The organism is Bordetella genomosp. 9 (genome assembly GCF_002261425.1).
Classification (GTDB): domain Bacteria; phylum Pseudomonadota; class Gammaproteobacteria; order Burkholderiales; family Burkholderiaceae_B; genus Bordetella_C.
In genome coordinates, this window is the sequence record NZ_NEVJ01000001.1 from 1,173,135 (window position 1) to 1,191,825 (window position 18,691).

At 66.1% G+C, this 18,691-nt stretch carries 17 protein-coding genes; 6 read left to right on the plus strand and 11 right to left on the minus strand.

Going from position 1 to position 18,691, the window contains the following annotated elements; all coding sequences use genetic code 11:
* Positions 1 to 2: 2 nt before the first annotated feature.
* From urtD to CAL26_RS05425, 6 genes are all read right to left on the minus strand, one after another.
* On the minus strand, positions 3 to 863 hold the full coding sequence (urtD, locus tag CAL26_RS05400) for an urea ABC transporter ATP-binding protein UrtD (protein WP_094845849.1): 861 nt from the start codon (positions 861 to 863) through the stop codon (positions 3 to 5).
* Positions 860 to 2,044: an urea ABC transporter permease subunit UrtC gene (gene urtC / locus CAL26_RS05405; RefSeq protein WP_373454452.1), complete on the minus strand. Its 1,185-nt coding sequence runs from the start codon at positions 2,042 to 2,044 to the stop codon at positions 860 to 862. Before urtC ends, urtD begins: the two co-directional genes overlap by 4 nt.
* Before the next feature lie 2 nt (positions 2,045 to 2,046).
* Positions 2,047 to 3,672 carry an urea ABC transporter permease subunit UrtB gene (urtB, locus tag CAL26_RS05410; protein WP_094845851.1) on the minus strand — a complete coding sequence of 542 codons (1,626 nt, stop codon included), beginning with the start codon at positions 3,670 to 3,672 and terminating at the stop codon, positions 2,047 to 2,049.
* 86 nt (positions 3,673 to 3,758) lie between these two features.
* A complete protein-coding gene (gene urtA, locus CAL26_RS05415; protein WP_094845852.1) occupies positions 3,759 to 5,012 on the minus strand; it encodes an urea ABC transporter substrate-binding protein in 1,254 nt (417 codons plus the stop codon).
* Positions 5,013 to 5,433: 421 nt separating this feature from the next.
* Positions 5,434 to 6,657, minus strand: a complete 1,224-nt coding sequence (locus CAL26_RS05420; RefSeq protein ID WP_094845853.1) for a type II toxin-antitoxin system HipA family toxin — start codon at positions 6,655 to 6,657, stop codon at positions 5,434 to 5,436.
* Positions 6,644 to 6,970 (minus strand): helix-turn-helix domain-containing protein, encoded by a 327-nt coding sequence (locus CAL26_RS05425; RefSeq protein WP_094845854.1) that lies wholly within the window; start codon positions 6,968 to 6,970, stop codon positions 6,644 to 6,646. The genes CAL26_RS05420 and CAL26_RS05425 overlap by 14 nt, the downstream gene beginning before the upstream one ends.
* Positions 6,971 to 7,246: 276 nt before the next feature.
* Between CAL26_RS05425 and CAL26_RS05430 the strand changes: the two genes are divergently transcribed.
* The 3 genes from CAL26_RS05430 to CAL26_RS28545 all read left to right on the plus strand — a co-directional run bounded on the left by CAL26_RS05430 (position 7,247) and on the right by CAL26_RS28545 (position 9,428).
* On the plus strand, positions 7,247 to 8,194 hold the full coding sequence (locus CAL26_RS05430; protein ID WP_094845855.1) for a peptidylprolyl isomerase: 948 nt from the start codon (positions 7,247 to 7,249) through the stop codon (positions 8,192 to 8,194).
* Between the two features lie 13 nt (positions 8,195 to 8,207).
* Positions 8,208 to 9,008, plus strand: coding sequence for a 2-oxo-tetronate isomerase (otnI, locus tag CAL26_RS05435; protein WP_094845856.1), 801 nt, complete (start codon positions 8,208 to 8,210; stop codon positions 9,006 to 9,008).
* Between the two features lie 201 nt (positions 9,009 to 9,209).
* Positions 9,210 to 9,428 (plus strand): hypothetical protein, encoded by a 219-nt coding sequence (locus CAL26_RS28545; RefSeq protein WP_256987981.1) that lies wholly within the window; start codon positions 9,210 to 9,212, stop codon positions 9,426 to 9,428.
* Positions 9,429 to 9,536: 108 nt separating this feature from the next.
* Here the strand turns inward: CAL26_RS28545 and CAL26_RS05445 are convergent, their stop codons facing one another.
* On the minus strand, positions 9,537 to 11,075 hold the full coding sequence (locus CAL26_RS05445; RefSeq protein WP_094845858.1) for an MFS transporter: 1,539 nt from the start codon (positions 11,073 to 11,075) through the stop codon (positions 9,537 to 9,539).
* Between the two features lie 109 nt (positions 11,076 to 11,184).
* Here CAL26_RS05445 and CAL26_RS05450 point away from each other — a divergent pair, with 109 nt between their 5' ends.
* The gene (locus tag CAL26_RS05450) at positions 11,185 to 12,102 is read left to right on the plus strand and encodes a LysR family transcriptional regulator (protein ID WP_094845859.1); all 918 of its coding nucleotides are present in this window, start codon (positions 11,185 to 11,187) and stop codon (positions 12,100 to 12,102) included.
* 24 nt (positions 12,103 to 12,126) lie between these two features.
* Here the strand turns inward: CAL26_RS05450 and CAL26_RS05455 are convergent, their stop codons facing one another.
* Positions 12,127 to 13,002: an N-formylglutamate amidohydrolase gene (locus CAL26_RS05455; RefSeq protein ID WP_094845860.1), complete on the minus strand. Its 876-nt coding sequence runs from the start codon at positions 13,000 to 13,002 to the stop codon at positions 12,127 to 12,129.
* Between the two features lie 66 nt (positions 13,003 to 13,068).
* Positions 13,069 to 14,049 carry a Bug family tripartite tricarboxylate transporter substrate binding protein gene (locus CAL26_RS05460; protein ID WP_094845861.1) on the minus strand — a complete coding sequence of 327 codons (981 nt, stop codon included), beginning with the start codon at positions 14,047 to 14,049 and terminating at the stop codon, positions 13,069 to 13,071.
* Between the two features lie 157 nt (positions 14,050 to 14,206).
* Between CAL26_RS05460 and CAL26_RS05465 the strand changes: the two genes are divergently transcribed.
* On the plus strand, positions 14,207 to 15,115 hold the full coding sequence (locus CAL26_RS05465) for a LysR substrate-binding domain-containing protein (protein ID WP_094845862.1): 909 nt from the start codon (positions 14,207 to 14,209) through the stop codon (positions 15,113 to 15,115).
* A 10-nt stretch (positions 15,116 to 15,125) separates the two neighbouring features.
* Here CAL26_RS05465 and CAL26_RS05470 read toward each other — a convergent pair whose 3' ends face one another.
* Positions 15,126 to 16,577 carry a DHA2 family efflux MFS transporter permease subunit gene (locus tag CAL26_RS05470; protein WP_256987983.1) on the minus strand — a complete coding sequence of 484 codons (1,452 nt, stop codon included), beginning with the start codon at positions 16,575 to 16,577 and terminating at the stop codon, positions 15,126 to 15,128.
* A gap of 256 nt (positions 16,578 to 16,833) precedes the next feature.
* On the opposite strand from CAL26_RS05470, the gene CAL26_RS05475 reads away from it, so the two are divergent.
* Positions 16,834 to 17,814, plus strand: coding sequence for a Bug family tripartite tricarboxylate transporter substrate binding protein (locus tag CAL26_RS05475; RefSeq protein WP_179283261.1), 981 nt, complete (start codon positions 16,834 to 16,836; stop codon positions 17,812 to 17,814).
* Here the strand turns inward: CAL26_RS05475 and CAL26_RS05480 are convergent.
* On the minus strand, positions 17,805 to 18,686 hold the full coding sequence (locus CAL26_RS05480; RefSeq protein ID WP_218831502.1) for a LysR substrate-binding domain-containing protein: 882 nt from the start codon (positions 18,684 to 18,686) through the stop codon (positions 17,805 to 17,807). The genes CAL26_RS05475 and CAL26_RS05480 overlap by 10 nt on opposite strands.
* Positions 18,687 to 18,691: the final 5 nt, after the last annotated feature.

Consider the following 18,691-nt stretch of genomic DNA (forward strand, 5'->3'; position numbering starts at 1 on the left):
CCTTAGCGTCCCAGATACACTTCGATCACGCGGGGATGCGCCTGGACCTCGGCCATGCTGCCTTCGGCCAGGACCGAGCCTTCGTGCAGCACGGTGACCTTGCCGTCGCCGGCGATGCCGGTCACGAAATCCATATCGTGCTCCACCACCATCAGCGAGTGGCGGCCCCGCAGTTCGTTCAGCAGTTCGCCCGTGCGTTCGGTTTCGGCGTCGGTCATGCCGGCCACCGGCTCGTCCAGCAGCAGCAGGCGCGGCTCCTGCATCAACAGCATGCCGATCTCCAGCCACTGTTTCTGCCCGTGCGACAGCAGGCCGGCCGGACGATAGGCTTCCGCCGTCAGGCGGATCAGCGCGAGCGTGTCGGCGATGCGGTCCGCCTGCGCGCTGTCCAGGCGCGCGAACAGCGTGGGCCGCACACGCTTGTCGGTCTTCATCGCCAATTCCAGGTTCTCGAACACGGTATGGTTCTCGAACACCGTGGGACGCTGGAATTTGCGGCCGATGCCGGCATGCGCGATCTGCGACTCGTTCAGCGTGGTCAGGTCGATGTTCTGGCCGAAGAAGGCCGATCCGGACGTGGGCCGGGTCTTGCCGGTGATCACGTCCATCATGGTCGTCTTGCCGGCGCCGTTGGGACCGATGATGCAGCGCAGTTCCCCGACGCTGATGTCCAGCGTCAGGTTGTTCAGCGCCTTGAAGCCATCGAAACTGACGGTGATGCCGTCCAGGTACAGGATCGCCCCGTGCGTGGTGTCGACGTCCTTGGAATTGACCCGCCCGTAGCTGGCGCTGCCGCTGGGGCCGTCGTTTTCCGGAAGCGGCGGCTCGGCGGGCACGTGTGGTGGTATTGCTTCGCGGCTCATTCCGTCACCCTCCTGTCGCCGTCGGCATTCTCGCCCATGGACGGCGGCCTGCCTTGCGCGCGTGCGCGGCGGTCGGCGCGCGCCGCGGCGAGCTGCCGCACCAGGCCGACGATGCCCTGCGGCAGGAACAGCGTCACCAGCACGAAAATCAGGCCCAGCGCGTACAGCCAGAACTCCGGAAACACGCTGGTGAACCAGGTCTTCAGGCCGTTGACGACGCCCGCGCCCAGGATAGGCCCGATCAGGGTGCCGCGTCCGCCGGTGGCGACCCAGATCACCATTTCGATGGAGTTCTCGGTCGACATTTCGCCGGGATTGATGATGCCCACCTGCGGCACGTAGAGGGCGCCGGCGATGCCGCACATCACCGCCGACAGCGTCCAGACGAACAGCTTGAAGCCCAGCGGCTCATAGCCGATGAAGCGCAGGCGGCTTTCCGAATCGCGGACGGCGGTCAGCACGCGGCCCAGCTTGGATTGCGTGACCGACCGCGCCAGCACCAGGCAGCCGCCCAGGAAGGCCAGGGTGATCCAGTACAGCGCCGCGCGGGTGCCGGCCGACGTGATGTCGAAACCCAGGATGCGCTTGAAATCCGTGAACCCGTTGTTGCCGCCGAAGCCCGTGTCGTTGCGGAAGAACAGCAGCATGGCGGCGAACGTCAGGGCCTGGGTGATGATGGAGAAGTACACGCCCTTGATGCGCGAGCGGAAGGCGAAGTAGCCGAACACGAAGGCCAGTACGCCCGGCACCAGCACCACCAGCAAGGCGGCGTACCAGAAGTGCTCGGTGAACGACCAGTACCAGGGATAGGACTTCCAGTTCAGGAACACCATGAAGTCCGGCAGGTCGCTCTTGTAGACGCCGTCATGGCCGATGGCGCGCATCAGGTACATGCCGTGGGCATAGCCGCCCAGCGCGAAGAACAGGCCGTGGCCCAGCGACAGGATGCCCGCGTAGCCCCACACCAGGTCCAGCGCCAGCGCGGCCAGCGCGTAGCACATGAATTTGCCCAGCAGCGCCACCACGTACGAAGACATGTGCAGCGGGCTGCCCGGCGGGAAGGCCAGGTTCAGCAGCGGAGGCAGGGCCAGGATCAGCGCCACCAGGGCCAGCGCCATCCAGGCGCGCCGGGAATACAGCGGTGGCCGCGCCATCGCGGCCAGGTCCATGGAAGGGGACATCTTCATTCGACGCTCCGGCCGCGCGGGGCGAACAGGCCTTGCGGCCGCTTTTGCACGAACAGCACGATCAGCACCAGGATGGCGATCTTGGCCAGCACGGCGCCCGCGTAGGGCTCCATGATTTTGTTCAGGCCGCCCAGGCCCAGCGCGGCGATGACGGTGCCGGCGAGCTGGCCGACGCCGCCCAGCACGACCACCATGAAGGAGTCGACGATGTAGCCGCGGCCCAGGTCCGGTCCGACGTTGCCCAGCTGGGACAGCGCCACGCCCGCCAGCCCGGCGATGCCGGATCCCAGCCCGAAGGCCAGCATATCGATGCGCCCGGTCGGGACGCCCACGCAGTCCGCCATGCGGCGATTCTGCGTGATGGCCCGCACGAACAGGCCCAGCCGCGTGTGATTCAGCAGCAGCCAGACGAAGAACAGCACCAGCAGCGAGAACACGATGATGACGATGCGGTTGTAGGTCAGCACCAGTCCGCCCATGACGGTGACGCCGCCGCTCATCCAGCCGGGATTGCTGACCTCCACGTTCTGCGCCCCGAACAGCGAGCGCACCAGCTGCATCAGGATCAGGCTGATGCCCCAGGTCGCCAGCAGCGTTTCCAGCGGCCGGCCGTACAGCCAGCGGATGACGGTGCGCTCCAGCGCCATGCCCACCAGCGCGGTCACGACGAAGGCGACCGGCAGCGCGGCGATCACGTACCAGTCCAGCCAGGCGGGCGCCCAGGCGCGGAACGCGCCCTGCACGGCGAAGGTGGCGTAGGCGCCTATCATCAGCAGTTCGCCGTGCGCCATGTTGATGACGCCCATCAGGCCGAAGGTGATGGCCAGGCCCAGCGCGGCCAGCAGCAGCACGCTGCCCAGGCTGATGCCGTAGAAGAGATTGCCGGCCCATTCGATGGCGGCCAGGTGCCGGTCGATGGCGCGCAGCGCGGCGGCCGCCGCGTCGCGCACGCCGGCATCCGCTTCCGCGTAGTTGCCCTGCGCATCGCGGCCGGTCATCGCGGTCAGGACCGGAATGAAGCCGGTGTTCAGGCTGCGGCCCAGGATGTCGACGGCGTGGCGGCGCACGTTGGCGTCGGGGCTTTTCAGTTCGAGATTGGCTTGCGCGATTTCCAGCGCGGCCCGCACCTGCGGGTCTTTTTCCTTGTCCAGCGCGGCGACGATCAGCGGCAGCACGCTGGCTTGCGAGGTCTGTTGCAGGCGCTGCGCGGCGGCCAGGCGCTGGGCGGGATCGGCGGCATGCAGCCGCGACTCCGCCAGCGCGCCATCGATGGCGCGGCGCAGGCGGTTGTTGATCATGACGGAGCTTGCGTCGGCGGGCATCGGCAGGCTCTGCCCCGTGGCGGGGTCGAGCGCGCCCTTGCCGGTATCGACCAGCACGCGGCCGTCGGCGGTGGCATACAGGCGGTCCGAACCCATGGCCGCCAGAACATCGGCGGCCTCGGCTTGCGTGGACTGGCCCAGTTTGCCGATCGCCTCCAGCTTGGCGTCGGTATCGTCGCCGGCCAGCGGCGCGAGCAGCGAGGCATCGAGCCCCGCGCCCAGCGCCGCCGCCATGGGCATGGCGAGCAGCCATGCGGCCAGCAGGCGGCGCAGAGTGATTGCGAAGAGCGCGAGGCGCATGGCGATGCCGTTCCTTCCTATGCGTTTCCGTACTCGGCGGCGTCCTTGCGGGCCGGCCTTGCGGGCCGCCCCGGCGAGGATCGCCATTACAGGCCTTGCTTGCCTTCGTTGCCGGGGATGTAGGGGCTCCACGGTTGCGCGCGGATGGGACCCTTGCTCTTCCAGACGACGTTGAACTGGCCATCGGCGCGGATTTCGCCGATGTAGACGGGCTTGTGCAGGTGATGGTTGGTCTTGTCCATCTCGATGGTGTAGCCGTCAGGCGCATTGAACTTCTGGCCGCCCACCGCCGCGATGACCTTGGAGACGTCGGTTGTCTTGGCCTGTTCGACGGCCTGCTTCCACATATGGATGCCGATGTAGGTGGCTTCCATCGGATCGTTGGTGACGACCGTATCCGCGTTGGGCAGGTTCTTGGCCTTGGCGTAGGCCTTCCACTTCTTGATGAACTCGGCGTTGACCGGATTCTTGATGGACTCGAAGTAGTTCCAGGCCGCCAGGTGGCCGACCAGCGGCTTGGTGTCCACGCCGCGCAGTTCTTCTTCGCCCACCGAGAACGCCACGACGGGCACGTCGGTCGCCTTCAGGCCGGCATTGCCCAGTTCCTTGTAGAAGGGCACGTTGGAGTCGCCGTTGATGGTGGAGATCACGGCCGTCTTGCCGCCGGTGGCGAACTTCTTGATGTTGGCGACGATGGTTTGATAGTCGGAGTGGCCGAAGGGCGTGTAGACCTCCTGGATAGCCTCGTCCTTGATGCCCTTGGAATGCAGGAAGGCGCGCAGGATCTTGTTGGTGGTGCGGGGATAGACGTAGTCCGTACCCAGCAGCACGAAACGCTTGGCGCCGCCGCCGTCTTCGCTCATCAGGTATTCCACCGCGGGGATGGCCTGCTGGTTGGGCGCCGCGCCGGTGTAGAAGACGTTGTGTTCGAGCTCCTCGCCTTCATACTGCACGGGGTAGAACAACAGGCCGTTCAGCTCCTTGAAGACCGGCAGGACCGACTTGCGCGACACCGAGGTCCAGCAGCCGAAAACCACGGCGACCTTGTCCTGCGACAGCAGCTGGCGAGCCTTCTCGGCGAACAGCGGCCAGTTCGACGCGGGGTCCACGATCACGGGTTCGAGCTTCTTGCCCATCACGCCGCCGGCCGCGTTGATTTCTTCGATGGTCATCAGGGCAACGTCTTTCAGCGACGTTTCGGAAATCGCCATCGTGCCGGACAGCGAATGCAGGATGCCGACCTTGATGGTCTCTTCGGCGGCCAGGGCTTCCGGCAGCCATCCCGTCATCGCCATCACGCTGGCGGCCGTCAATTGTTTGAGTACGAGTCTGCGGTTCATGTTGTCGGGATCCTTAACGGTGAGCCGGCACGGGCCGGCAGGAGTGCGTGGCAATGCGTCGTACAGCGGCGGCCCGCGCGTCGATGGATGCGCGGAGGCACGAGCATTCAAAGCAAAACGTATGCCAATTTTTGCGGCGGAAGACGGCCCTGGACGGGTCCCCGCCGCGCGCACCGGTCGTGCGTGGCGACGACCCGCCGTATGCGCGGCGCGCGTCCAGCGCGGCGTCACCGGCCTGCACGACGGCGTGAATCCGCGCACCGATAGAGGGCGTGGTTACGCGAATGCGCACGTCAATGGTGCGTCCTTTGCGGCAACCTGGTGCGAGATGTTTGCTTTCGGGAGCCTTTCGTCAGCGATCGGGGCGCGCGCGGGCCGCCCTGGTGCGGTGCGGCCTGCCCCGGCGTTCATGACGCCAGGTCTACCCGTGCAGCAGATGGAGGTTATGGGCGAGCCTGTCGTCCAGCAGGCGGCGCAGCGCCGGCGGCAGCTCGGCGTCCACCTTGCCATAGGCGTCGGCGATGCGTTGAACCAGGGCCTGCAGGTGCGCGTCCGCGGCGTGCTTGTCGAACAGGCCGAAATGCGCCGCGCCGGCCAGCACGGCTTCGCGATCAATATCGAAGCGGCCTTCCGACAGCTGCATCGACAGCATGCGGGGCGTCGATTCCGGGTCGGGAACGATGTCGAATGCTGGCGAAAGGCGCCAGCGCTTTTCGTCGGCGCAATAGATGGCCGCATGGTTGCGCGGATGGTCGTCGTCATTGCCAACGATGGCATTGAACACCATGCGGTCGAAAAGCTCGATCTGGTCTTCGACCGGCGCGCCGATCTGGCGGAGCTGTTCCGCAAGTCGGGGATAGCTCCATGAGGCACGCGCGGCGCCTGGATACTCGGTGCTCAAAAGGGTGGCGCCGCTGATCGCCATCGTCCGGCGCGCGCCGTGCCTGTCGAAGCGCAGCACGCGCAACACGCTTATTCCCTCCGAGTGATGGACCGTGGGGGCTACGTTCAAGCCGGCGCTGGCGGCCCAACGCATTGCGAAGTGTTCCAGCACGGGGATATCGACCACGTCGCTGGGCAGCAGCGGTTTCACCAACCAGCAAAGGTCATCGTCCTGGAGCGTGCCCTTCGGCCGAGCGCCGCCCAGGCTGGGCGTGGCCATGAGCATCTTGCGCAACCCGGGGTGCACGGGCGGGCGCCGCTCGTACAAGGCCAATAACTCGTCCGTCAGTTCCTCGAGTTGAGGCAGCCTGGGACTTTGGATGACATCGATGGAGGGCCGGCGAGACGTGCCGATGGCCAGCGCCCCCCACAGGTCGCCGTTGCGCGCGCGTCGCAGGTACTCGATGTCAGGCGAATTGTCCGGCAGGCCATATTGGCGTTGCAGCAGCAGCCTGCCCCAGGAGTCCGGACAGGTATCACGCAATGCATCGTGCAGGCCGCGGTATCGATGGGCGAGCAGATCGATACCGCCCAGCAAGGGCATGTTCACCGGGTCGATCGACCACGGGAGCCCGGCTTCGAGATAGCTGGGCGCATAGCGGAAGACCCCCGTCTCGTCGCGCCTGTTGTAGCGCCCGACGGTGACCCACTCGTCGCTGTCGGGGCGTTGCAGGTAGACGTACAACGGTTTAGAAGTATTCATCGTTCGCTTCGGATGACGGGGTGCGCGCGCGCGAGTTGGGATGCGCCGACCAGTAGGGTGGATCGGGCGGGGGCGCGATGGTGTCGAGGATACCTAGCACCCAGAAAGCGGACAGATAGACGGCCGCGCCGGCGCCAGGGTCGCCCCGCTCCACGCGGCGGAGCGTGGCGTCCGATATCCCCATGCGGGCGCAGAGGTCCGCGGCGGGAAGATGTTGCGCCACGCGTTGTGTCCGGATGCAGCGACCCCAGATGCGCAGACGTTCGGCCACGAGTGTGGGCACGGCGGCCGTTGGCTGGATTTTCTTGGGCATTGGGCAGTCATAAATGTCGGATTAAGCCAATTAAACCGACTTCTACGATGGGTGGCAACCGGAATCTCTGCGTTAATTATCTTATAGATATCGTTTTATCTGCAGTAACCCGATATCTATGATAGGTCTAATCTATTGCATTTTCAGCACGGCAGCCATTCGGAACGGCGGGCTGAGTGTCAACAACCTGCGCTTTTGATTCCACGCGCGTCCGACGCGGGTCCGGCATATTCGAGTTATCGTTGCCGCTCCGCGTCCCATGACAATACCCGCCCGATGAAAAACCATACCTATGGATGGATCGCCGCCGCGGCGATTTGCATGGCCTGCGCCGCTCAAGCGCAGGCGGCGGATGCCGCCAAGCCCGCTGCCAAGGCATCTTCGACGGCGGACAGCAGCGACAGTGCGGTCGTGGCCAGAATGGGCACCGTGGAAGTCCTGAGAGGCGAAGTCCAGGCCATGCTGAACGCGCTGACGCCGCAGGCCCGCGCGCAAGTGAAGGCCAACCGTTCCCTGCTGGACAATATGGTCCGAGGCCGCCTGGCGGAGAAAGCCTTGCTCCAGCAGGCGCAAAGCCAGAACTGGGCGCAGCGTCCCGAGGTCAAGGCGCAGATCGAGGCCGCCACGCGGGAACTCGTGTTCCGCTCCTACCTGGCGTCGGTCAGCACGGTGCCCGCCGACTATCCTTCCGACAAAGAGCTAAGCGCCGCCTACGAGCGCACCAAATCCAATTGGGTCGAACCCGCCATGTACCGGGTGGCGCAGATTTTCCTGGCCGCGCCGGCCAACGACACCGCCGCCGTGGCGCGCGCCCGCAAGCAGGCGGACGACGTCGCCAAACAGGCCCAGGGTCCGAAGGCGGACTTCACGGCCTTGATGAGGAAGTATTCCCAGGACGCGGGCGCCCAGCAGGGCGGCGATACCGGCATGATCCCGCTGGGGCAGTTGCTGCCGGAAATGCGGCCCGTGGTCGCCACCATGCGCAAGGGCCAGGTATCCGCGCCCGTGCAGTCGCTGCAGGGCTTCCATATCCTGAAGCTCGTGGACGAGCGCCCGCAGCAGGCCGCTACCTACGCGCAGGTGCGCGATCGCCTGCGCCAGGGCATGCGGCAGGAGCGCCAGCAGCAGTCGGCGCAGGCCTATCTGCAGGGCCTGCTGGACAAGCAGTCGGTGACCGTCGATGGCGCCGCGCTGGGCGCCGTCCTGGACGCCGCCCCCCGATAGCCAAGGACCAACTATGTTGAAGTTCGCCGCGAATATCAGCCTGCTGTACAACGAATACGGCTTCCTGGACCGTTTCCAGGCCGCCGCGCAAGATGGATTCAAAGGCGTGGAGTGCCTGTTCCCCTACGCCTGGCCGGCAAGCGAACTGGCCGCTCGCCTGCGGGATAACGGCCTGACCCAGGCCTTGTTCAACGGCCCGCCCGGCAGGGAAGACGCCGGCGAACGCGGCCTGGCCTGCCTGCCCGGCCGCGAAGCGGAATTCCGCGACGGTATCGAGCGGGCGCTGGACTACGCCGAAGTCCTATCGTGTCCGCGTATCCATGTCATGGCCGGCCTGGCGCCGGCCGACGCCGATCGCGCCAGCCTGCGCGAAACCTACGTCCGCAACCTGGCCTGGGCCGCCGAGACCGCCGCGAAGGCCGGCCGCGACGTGATGATCGAACCCATCAACACGCGGGATATCCCCGGCTATTTCCTCAACCGGCAGGCGGACGCCCACGCCGCCATCGACGCGGTCGGCGCGCCCAACCTGAAAGTCCAGATGGATCTGTACCACTGCCAGATCGTCGAAGGCGATCTGGAAATGCGTATCCGCCAATATCTACCCACCGGCCGGATAGGGCATATGCAGATCGCCGGCGTCCCCGCCCGCCACGAACCGGACGCGGGCGAAGTCAACTATCCCCATCTGTTCCGCGTGCTCGACGAACTGGGCTACGACGGTTGGATAGGCTGCGAATACCGCCCGGCCAACGGCACCCGCGCTGGCCTGGGATGGCTGCGCGCCGCAGGGCATGCCGCTTCGCGCAATTAACATAAAATTGAGTATTTTTCTGAAAATAATAAAATATATGTTATGTCAAAGCGATCTGCCGCGCTCGATACCATGCCCCCGTCCGTGCTCGCGAACCTGCGGGCGCTGGGCGAGGACCTGGCTATCGCCCGCAAGCGTCGCCGCGAACCCTTAAGGTCCTGGGCTCAGCGAATAGGGGTTTCTGAGCCCACGCTTATACGCATGGAAAAGGGCGATCCCAGCGTTTCGATGGGTGTTTACGCGACGGCGTTATGGATGATGGGGCGTGCTCAGGTGCTCGCCGAAATCGCGGCCCCCGAGCACGACAGGGGCGCGCTGGAAGACGCTATCCGCGCGGCCAAGTCGCGCTCCGTGCGCAAGCGCCCGCCGCTGTACCAACTACCGTCGCCGACCAACGGTACCTCGGATGTTGACACATGATCGCCTTCAATATCGAAAGGTGGTGGCGGGCTGGAAAGATCACTTCATCCGCCACGGCGTGAATGAGATCGATATCGCTACCCTGGAACGTCAGATCGACCGTCATTCCTATCCGGACAGCGTAGCGCGCTTGCCTGATCGTCCCATAGCCAGAAAGACGGCAACCGCGCAGATTGCCGCGCTACCGGCGGCCAGCAGGAATGCACCGGAAAAGCCGGCGCCGTAGGCAAGGCGGGCGATGGCGCCCAGCGCATCCCACGCACTGGACGGATAGGCGGCGATCGCGCCCTGGATGTCGCCTGCCACCACGCGTCCGATGAAGGCGTCGTCGACAGGCAGGCGTGCCGCCTCCGTCGCCGCGCGGATGGCCGCGCCGGTATTGCTCGCCAGCACCGCCCCCAGGCCGGCGAAGCCCAGCAGGATGCCGGAAAAGCGGGCCGTCGTGCTGATGCCGGACGCCATGCCCGCCCGGTGCGGCGGGACATTGCCCATGATGGCCTTCTGCGTTTCGCCATTGAGCAGGCCGCCGCCGGTCCCCAGCAGCGCCATTCCCGCGATCACGACGCCCTGGCCGGCCTGCAGCGCCGCGTAGGCCATGATCGCGTTGCCCAGGGCGACGACAGCCAGCCCCAGCGCCAGGATGTCCTTGCCGTCCAGCCACCGCGACAGGCGCCGCCCGACCTGGGGAAAGACCAGCATCGCCAGGGCGAAGGGCAACATGCCGACGCTTGCCGCAAGCGCGCTGTCGCCCCGCCCGTTCTGCAGGAACAGGGGCAGCACGGAAGCCATGACCTGGGCCGATGAGGCATAGGCGAACATGGCGATGACCGCGCCGACGAAAGGCCAGGCCTTGAACAAGGCCAGGTCCAGCATGGGATGCGGCCGCGCGCGCTCCACCAGGCAGAAGGCGAAAAACAGCATCACCCCGATCGCCGCGCGGCCCAGTACGGCGGCGCTGCCCCAGCCGTGTCCCGGCCCGAGTATCAGAGCCCAGGTCACCGCGAACATGGCCGACGCGAACAGCGCGATACCCGCGAAGTCCAAAGGCCGCGGCGTGGGATCGCGCGATTCGTCGACGCGCCGGAATACGGCCACGCCGAGCACCGCGCAGATCGGCACGTTGACGTGGAAGGCCCAGCGCCATCCCAGCAGGCTGTTGATGACGCCGCCCAGCAAGGGCGACAGGACCATGGTCAGGCCCATGATGGCGCCCCACACCGCCCATGCGCGTCCCCGCGCATGCTCGTCATGAAAGGCGTGGCCGACGATCGCCAGCGCGGGCGCCAGCAGGAAAGCCGCGCTGGCGCCCTGCGCGGCGCGCGCCGCGTACAGCGCCGCCGGCGACGGCGCCAGCCCGCAGGCCAGCGAGGCCAGCGCGAACAACACAATCCCGCACAGGAATACACGCCTGCGGCCGTAGCGGTCGGCGATGGAGCCCGCCGGCAGCAGCAGCGACGCGAAGCACAGGACGTAGGCGCTGATCACCCATTCGATCTCGGCGAAGGTCGCCTGCAGGTCGCGCGCGATCGTCGGCAGCACGATGCCCACGACATTGGTGTCGAGCACCGTCATCGCGCAACCGAGCGATGCGATCAACAGGATCGCGGTCTGCCTGCTGGCCGGCCGGGCGGGGAGGGTGGCTTCCATGGCTGCCTCGGTGGGGGGGCGGAACGGAACATTGCAGCACGGGGAATGATTGAGTTCAATGAACTACTCAGGCAAGATAATTCGAAAAAATCGAATACAGGAGCTCGCCATGGAGTTGCGCCATCTGCGCTCGTTCGTCGTCGCGGCCCGCGCGCTGCACTTCGCCAAGGCAGCGGAAGAACTGGGCGTCTCCTCGTCCACCTTGACGCTGCAGATCCAGGAGCTGGAGCGTGCATTGCAGGCGCGATTGTTCGACCGCACCAAGCGGTCCGTGGCCTTGACGCAGGCCGGCGTCGCCTTCCTGGCGGAAACGCTCGCGGTGCTCGACCGCTTCGACCGGGCCGTCAATGTGGGGCGTCGCGCGGGCCGCGGGCAGCTTGGACGCATCGCCTTGGGCTACGTCGGTTCCGCTGCCTTTTCCGGCGTCCTGCAGCACCAGATGCAACGCTTTCGCGCGGACTGGCCGGACGTGACGCTGCACGCGCGCGAACTGCCCATGGACCAGGTGGCCGCGTGCATCGACGCCGGCACGGTGGACATTGGCTTCGTCCGCCTGCCGGTTCCCCTGCCGGGGGGCATCGCCAGCCACGTCCTGGTGCGCGACGGTTTCTGCCTGGCCTTGCCGTCCGGCCATCGCCTGGCCGGCACCGGCGGACGCCGGCACGGACCCGCGGTCAAGGCTCGCGACCTGGCGGACGAGGACTTCATCGTCCCCGAGCAGGACCTCGGCCTGCGCGAAGTCGCCAGGCGCGGCCGCTTCACGCCACGCATAGGCGCCGTGCCGGGTTCCTTGCTCGCGGTGGTGACCCACGTGTCCCTGGGCGTCGGCGTCGCCGTGCTGCCCAGCATCGTCAAGGACGTGCTCGCTTTGCCCAACGTCGTGTTCCGGCAGGTCGCCGGGGCGGACATTCCATCCACGATCGCGGCGCTCTACCGGCGCCACGAGCGTACGCCCACGGTGCGGCACTTCATCGAGCAGATCCGGCAGACCGAGCCGGTCGTGGCGTCGCCGTTTCCGCTGGCGTGAACGCCGCGAGCGATCCAGGCCGGATCAGGCGATCTGGCCGCGCATCCAGGCCACCAGGGCCTCGCTCAAGCCGCGCAGGTCGGCCTGCAGGCGCGCATAGCCTTCATGCGGACGCAGGGTGACTTCGTCCATGTAGAGCTTGCGGTTGACTTCGATCTGCAGGCTGTGCCGGCCGGCGGCCGGATGGCCGAAGGCGCGCACCAGCTCGACGCCCTTGTAGGGGTCGTTCTCGGCCACGTCGTAGCCCTTGTCGCGCAGCCAGCCCGCCACGAACTGGCGGAATTCCGGCGCGCTGGTGCTGCCGTCGCGGTCGCCCAGCACGAAGTCGGGATGGACCAGCCCGGGCTTGTCGGTGGCGTAGGCGCCCGCCACGCTGGGCATGGAGTGGCAGTTGATGTGCCACACCTTGCCGAAGCGCTGGTGGGCGGCGTCGAGCAGCTGCGCCACGGCCTGGTGGTAAGGCTTCCAGCACGCGTCGATCCGATGGTGGACTTCCGCCACGCTCAGCTTGCGCGTGTACAGCGGGGTGCCGTCGTCCAGCATGCGCCAGATCAGTCCCTTGCCCAGCTTGACCTTGCCCGTCTCGTTCAGCGGCCCATCCCAGGGCGCGTCCAGCAATAGCGCGTCGATTTCATCGGCCGCGCGGTTGGCGTCGATATAGGCGCGCGGAAAGGACGCCGCCACCATGGGCACGCCGAACGCCAGCGCCCCGCTCCAGAGATCGTCGATCCAGGTGTCCTCCGCGGTGCGCAACGCGCCGAAATCGATGGCGGGCGCGAAGTCGGGGGGATAGGTGGTGCCGCTGTGCGGCGAATCGAGGACCAGGGGAGCGGAGACGGAAGTGGCCGGGTAATTGTCCGGCGCATGGAGGCGGTAGGAAAGCGGCTGGGTTTTCAGCATGGTGATGGCTATGGTATTCGGGAAGACGGGCGGCGGGGCGTGTCGTCCCGCGGCCCGTGGCTACGGTCAGTCGACCTTGACGTGGGCTTCGGCGGCCACACGCTTGTTCTTGGTGATCTCGGCGTCGATCTGCTTGGCGAACGCTTCCGGCGTGTTGTTGGCCGGCGCGGCGCCCAGCGCTTCCAGGCGGGCCTTCACGTCTTCTTCGCCTTCCACCTTGGCGACGGCGGCGTTCAGCTTGTCGACCACGGCCTTCGGCAGCTTGGCCGGGCCGACCAGGCCGAACCACGACGCGTCGTTGACAGCGGGCAGGCCGACTTCGGCGAAGGTCGGCACGTCCGGCAGGGCCTTGACCCGCTGGGGCGCGGCCACGGCCATGGCGATCAGGCGGTTGGCCTGCACGTGCGGCAGCGTCGAGGGCAGGTTGTCATACATGACGTCGACCTGGCCCGCCAGCACGTCGTTCAAGGCCGGACCCACGCCGCGGTACGGCACGTGGACCAGGTTGGTGCCCGAGGCCATCTTGAACAGTTCGCCCATCATGTGCGACACCGAACCGTTTCCGGCCGAGGCGTACGTCAGCTTGCCCGGCTCGCTCTTGGCCAGCTTGATGAAGTCGGCCATGTTCTTCACGCCGAGCTTGGGGTTGATGGCCATGATATTCGGCACCGCCGCCAGGTTGGTGATGGGCGTGAAGTCCTTTTCGGCGTCGAACGGCAGCTTGGCGTACACGGCCGGGTTGATGCCGTGGGTGCTGGCGGTGGCGATGCCGAGCGTGTAGCCGTCCGGCGTGCTGCTGGCGATGGCCGCGCTGCCGATGGAGCCGCCCGCGCCGCCGCGGTTCTCGACCACCACGGTCTGGCCCAGTTCACGGCCCAGCTTGTCGGCGAACAGGCGGCCGATGATGTCGGTCGTGCCCCCGGGCGGGAAGGGCACGATCAGGCGGATGGGCTTGCTGGGGTAGGCGTCGTCGGCGTGAGCCACGAGCGGCAGGGCGGCCATGGCGGCGACGGCGGCCAGCCCGAGGAGGCGTTGCTTGGAAAACATGGAGATCCCTTGTGGAAGGTGTTCTGGATATATGGGCGCTTGATGAGCCCCGGCGATTCTTGGCTTGCGCAACAAATTGTGCAAACGAAGAATTCTCCTTATGCTATGAAAATATTTCATACCTGATGGCTTGTGCCCATCCTTACGACCCTTATTCATGCGCCGCCTTTGCCCTTCCCTGACCGATCTGCAGGCCTTCGAAATGGCTGCCCGCCACGGTAGTTTCACGCGCGCCGCCCAGGAACTGTCCGTCACGCAGGGCGCGGTGAGCAAGCAGGTCAAGCAACTGGAGCAATTCGTCGGCGTCGAGCTATTCCTGCGGCTCAGGCATGGCCTGGTGCTGACGGAAGCCGGACAGGCCTACCTCGCCAAGATCCAGGTCGGCCTGGGGCAGCTCGAAGCGGCAACGCTGGAACTGATCTCGCACCAGGGCCAGGGCGGCATGCTGCATCTGACCAGCATGCCGACCTTCGGCGCGCGCTGGCTGATTCCACGCCTGGCCGGTTTCATGCGCCTGCGTCCCGACATCCACGTCGAGTTCCTGCCGCACCGCCAGGGCTATGACTTTTCGACGCCGGAACTGGATGCCGCCGTGCGCTTCGGCGAAGGCGTATGGCCGGGTAGCGGGGCCGACTATATCGTCGGCCGTGACATCGTGCCGGTGGGCAGTCCCAGGCTTTTCCCGCGCCCCTGCGCGACGCCGGAGGAATTGCTCAAGCAACCGCTGATGCATCACACCTCGGCGCTGGATGGCTGGACCGACTGGTTCGCGCAGGCCGGTTGCGATACCCGCCGCACGCGGGAAGGCGCCCGCTTCGATCAGTACAACCTGCTGTCCCAGGCCGCGGCGGCGGGTTTCGGCATTGCCCTGATCCCGCGCTGCCTGATCGAGGACGAACTGCGCGACGGCAAACTGGCGCCGGTCATCGATCTGCGGCTGCGCGCCCGTCAAGGGTATTACCTGTGTTATCCCGAGACCAAATCCAAGCTGCCTATCCTGCAGGCTTTCCGGCAGTGGCTGATGGAAGCGTCGCAGGTGGCGGAGCCGAGGACGGACGGCGGTTGAGCCAGGGCGGTCAAGCCCCGCGCCGTGCCGGAATCGTCCATGCGGCCACCACGCCCAACGCGTGTATCAGGCAGAAGGCCGCAAAGGTGCTGGAGAACGCCGGCGGCGCGTCGGCCTGGTGCGCGGCCAGGCTGGCGTGCAGCCAGATGGCGAGGCAGGTCGTGGCGATCGGGCCGCCCAGTCGTTGCACGATGTTCAGCGCCGTCGTCGCGACCGGCAGCTGTTCGCGCGGAATACTGGCATAGGCGGATGACATGGACGGGATGTTGATCGAACCCAGGCCCACGCCGCGCAGCCACAGCAGCAGGCAGATCAGCGTGTCCGGCATTTCGTAGACGCCGACCAGCATGAAGGGCACGGTACCGGCCAGCCCGATCAGCGCGCCCGCCGTCGAGACGCGGCGCGCGCCGTAGCGGTCCGTCAGCCGGCCCATCCACGGAAACGCGCAAAGCAGTCCGATGCCCATCGCCGCCAGCAGGATGCCGGCGCGCGACGGGCTGTAGCCCCGCGCGCTGATCAGGTATAGCGGGAACAGCAACTGGCCGCCGAAGGTCATGCAGTTTGTCAGGAACTGGGTGGCGGCCGAAGGCGCGAACGACCGCGCGCGAAACAGGCGGATATCGATCAGGGCCTTCGCGCCGCGGCGCAGCGCGTGCAGCAGGAAGACCGCCAGGAGGAGCACGGCGATGGCCAGTTCCAGCCCGTTCACGCTGGCCGCCCCGTTATCCGTGTTCGCCAGCGCTTCCAGGCTGTGCAGCAGCATGGCCAGCCCGGGCGCCAGCAACAGGAAGCCGATCGCGTCGAAGCCCCGCCGCACCCGCAGGTCGCCGTCCGCCGGCAGCACGCGCCAGGCCAGCAGGATGGCCAGCACGCCCACCGGCAGGTTGATCAGGAAGATCCAGGGCCACCCGGCATGTTGCAGGATCAGGCCCGCCAACGTGGGGCCGAGGATGGGCCCGATCATCACCGGCATGACCGCGAAGCCCATGACGCGCGCCATGTGCCGCCCCGCCGCGCGCGCCATCATCATTTGCGTCATCGGTGTGAGCAGTCCTCCCGCCATGCCCTGCAGGACGCGCGACACGATCAGCCCGTTGGCATCGGTGGCGATGCCGCAGAACAGCGAGGTCAGCGTGAAGATGGAAAAGCAGATCAGGTACATCCGCTTCGCGCCCATCCTGTCCACCAGCCACCCGGTCAGCGGCAGCGTCAAGGCCAGGGCCAGCAGATAGCCGCTGGACACCCATTGGATGGTGGCCAGGTCCGTATTGAGCGCCTGCGCCAGCGTCGACAGCGATACGTTCACCACGGTCGAATCGAGCTGCGCCATCAGCGGCGCCAGCATCACCACGCTGGCGGTTTTCCATACGCGGGCGTCGATGCGGTCGTGGGCGAGCCCCCCGGCGACGGGTTCGGCGGAGGGTTGGCTGGCTCGGGACTTACCCGGGGTGGTGACGGACACGGCGGAATCGAACTCGGCAGTCTGGCATTGGTGGTGAGATCACCGGGATTCTAGTGTCCGGCCGCTTAAAAGGACCTGCGCCGCGGCGCACCCGGGCGCGGCCATTGCCGGCGGACGCGCGACACATTTCTCGCTGGAATGAGTTGTGCGATTCTTTCATTAGTCCTGCCAGCCCCGCATTTGTATGCTGTCTTCACCGAGATAACGGTTGCATCGGGCGCCAACGGCCCGCCATGCATTCATACAAGGGGCTATCTTGAACAATCGAATTTCCAAGTTCCTGGGAGGAGCTTTTGCGCTCGCTTTCCTTGCCTGGTCCATCGGGGCCCGTGGCGAGCCCGCCTATCCCGAACGAGCCATTACGGTAGTGGTGCCATTCTCAGCCGGCAGCGCAAGCGACACCTACGCCCGCCTGATCGGCGCCAGGCTGGGGGAGGCGTTAGGCCAATCCGTCGTCGTTGAAAACAAGGATGGGGCGGGCGGCTTCATTGGCGCTCAATACGTGTTGCGTGCCAAGCCGGATGGTTACACGCTGCTTTTTGCGGCTTCGCCCTGGGCCTACACCCCGTACTTCTTCAAGCGAACGCCTTATGATCCTTCCAAGGACTTCGTCGCCGTGGCGAAAGTCGGCGCGGCGCCGAGCGTGCTGGTTGCCGCAGCCGATGCGCCATTCGGGGATGTGGCCGGAATGGCGGAATATGCCCGGCAGAATCCGGGAAAGCTCACCTATTCGAGCGCCGGTATAGGCACCTATTCGCACTTGATCGGGGCGTTGGTGGAAAAGAAACTCGGCGTCTCGATGATGCACGTGCCCTACAAGTCGGCTGCGCAAGCAATGAGCGACGTCGTGGGCCACATGATCAGCCTCAACTATCCGAGCCTGTCGGCGGCTTTGCCCTTGATAAAAGCGGGCAAGCTCAAGGCGCTCGGCGTCACCAGCCTGGCGCCGGCGGCCATCGCGCCCGATATCCCGCCGCTTGCATCCCAAGGCATGCCTGGATTCGAAGTCATGCAGTGGTTCGGCTTCGTCGCGCCGACGGGCACTTCTCCGCGGATCGTCGAGCTGCTCAATACGCGCATCAACCGTGTGCTGGCGGAACCGGATGTCGCCGCACGGTTCGCCCAACTGGGCATCCAGCTGACACCGGAATCACCTGCCGGATTCTCGTCGGACATCGATGGCGAGATCAAGAAATGGGTGCCCTTGGGCAAGGAACTGTCGATCACCTATGACTGACCCCAGAGGGGTTTCCTTTGCAGCAGCCATTCCCGGAACAGTCGGGCCGCTGGACTGAGCGTCCGGTGCCGCGAATGCACGAGATAGTCGTATCGGCCGGTGCGGCAGGCAAAGTTGCCTATTGTCCGCAACTGGCCTCGATCGATCGATTCCCGGACCATGTAGTCCCATCCCAATCCCACACCGAGTCCTTGCAGCGCCGCGTTGTACACGAGTGTCACCTGGTTGAATGTCAGCGCGCGCGTCGGGGCGGTGTACTCGACGCCGAACTGGCTGAACCAGGCGGGCCAATCCATGCAGTTCCATTCTCGGGAGTCGAGCTGGATCAGCGGCGCGTCGCGCAACTGCTCGACGGTGTCGATCGGGGGCAAGGGGAGATCCGGCCGGCAGACCGCATAGACGACTTCCGGAAACAGCGGGGTCGCGTCCAGGGAATTCCAGTTTCCATCGCCATAGAGAATGCCGAAGGATCCATCGCTGCAGCTCTCTTCGTTGATCGAATTGCTGGCGATGATATTCACATTGATTTCAGGGTGGTCCTGGTTGAAATAAACCACCTGCGGGAAAAGCCAGCTATGCGCCACCGCCTGGGTACACCGGACCGCGACAGATTGCTCGGCATTGGTGCTGCGCAGGCGGGCCACCACGTCATTGAGTCGAAGGAGCAGGGGCTGCAACTCCGATTGCAGTTCACGGCCACGCGCGCTCAGGCGTATGCCACGGCCCACTCGGTCGAACAGCGACGTCTTGAGGCTGTCCTCCAGCATTGCCATCTGTTTGCTGACCGCGCTCTGGGTCAGGGAAAGCTCCTGCGCGGCCCGGGTGAAGCTGCCGCACCGGGCGACCGCTTCGAAGCAGACCAGGTTTTCCATGGACG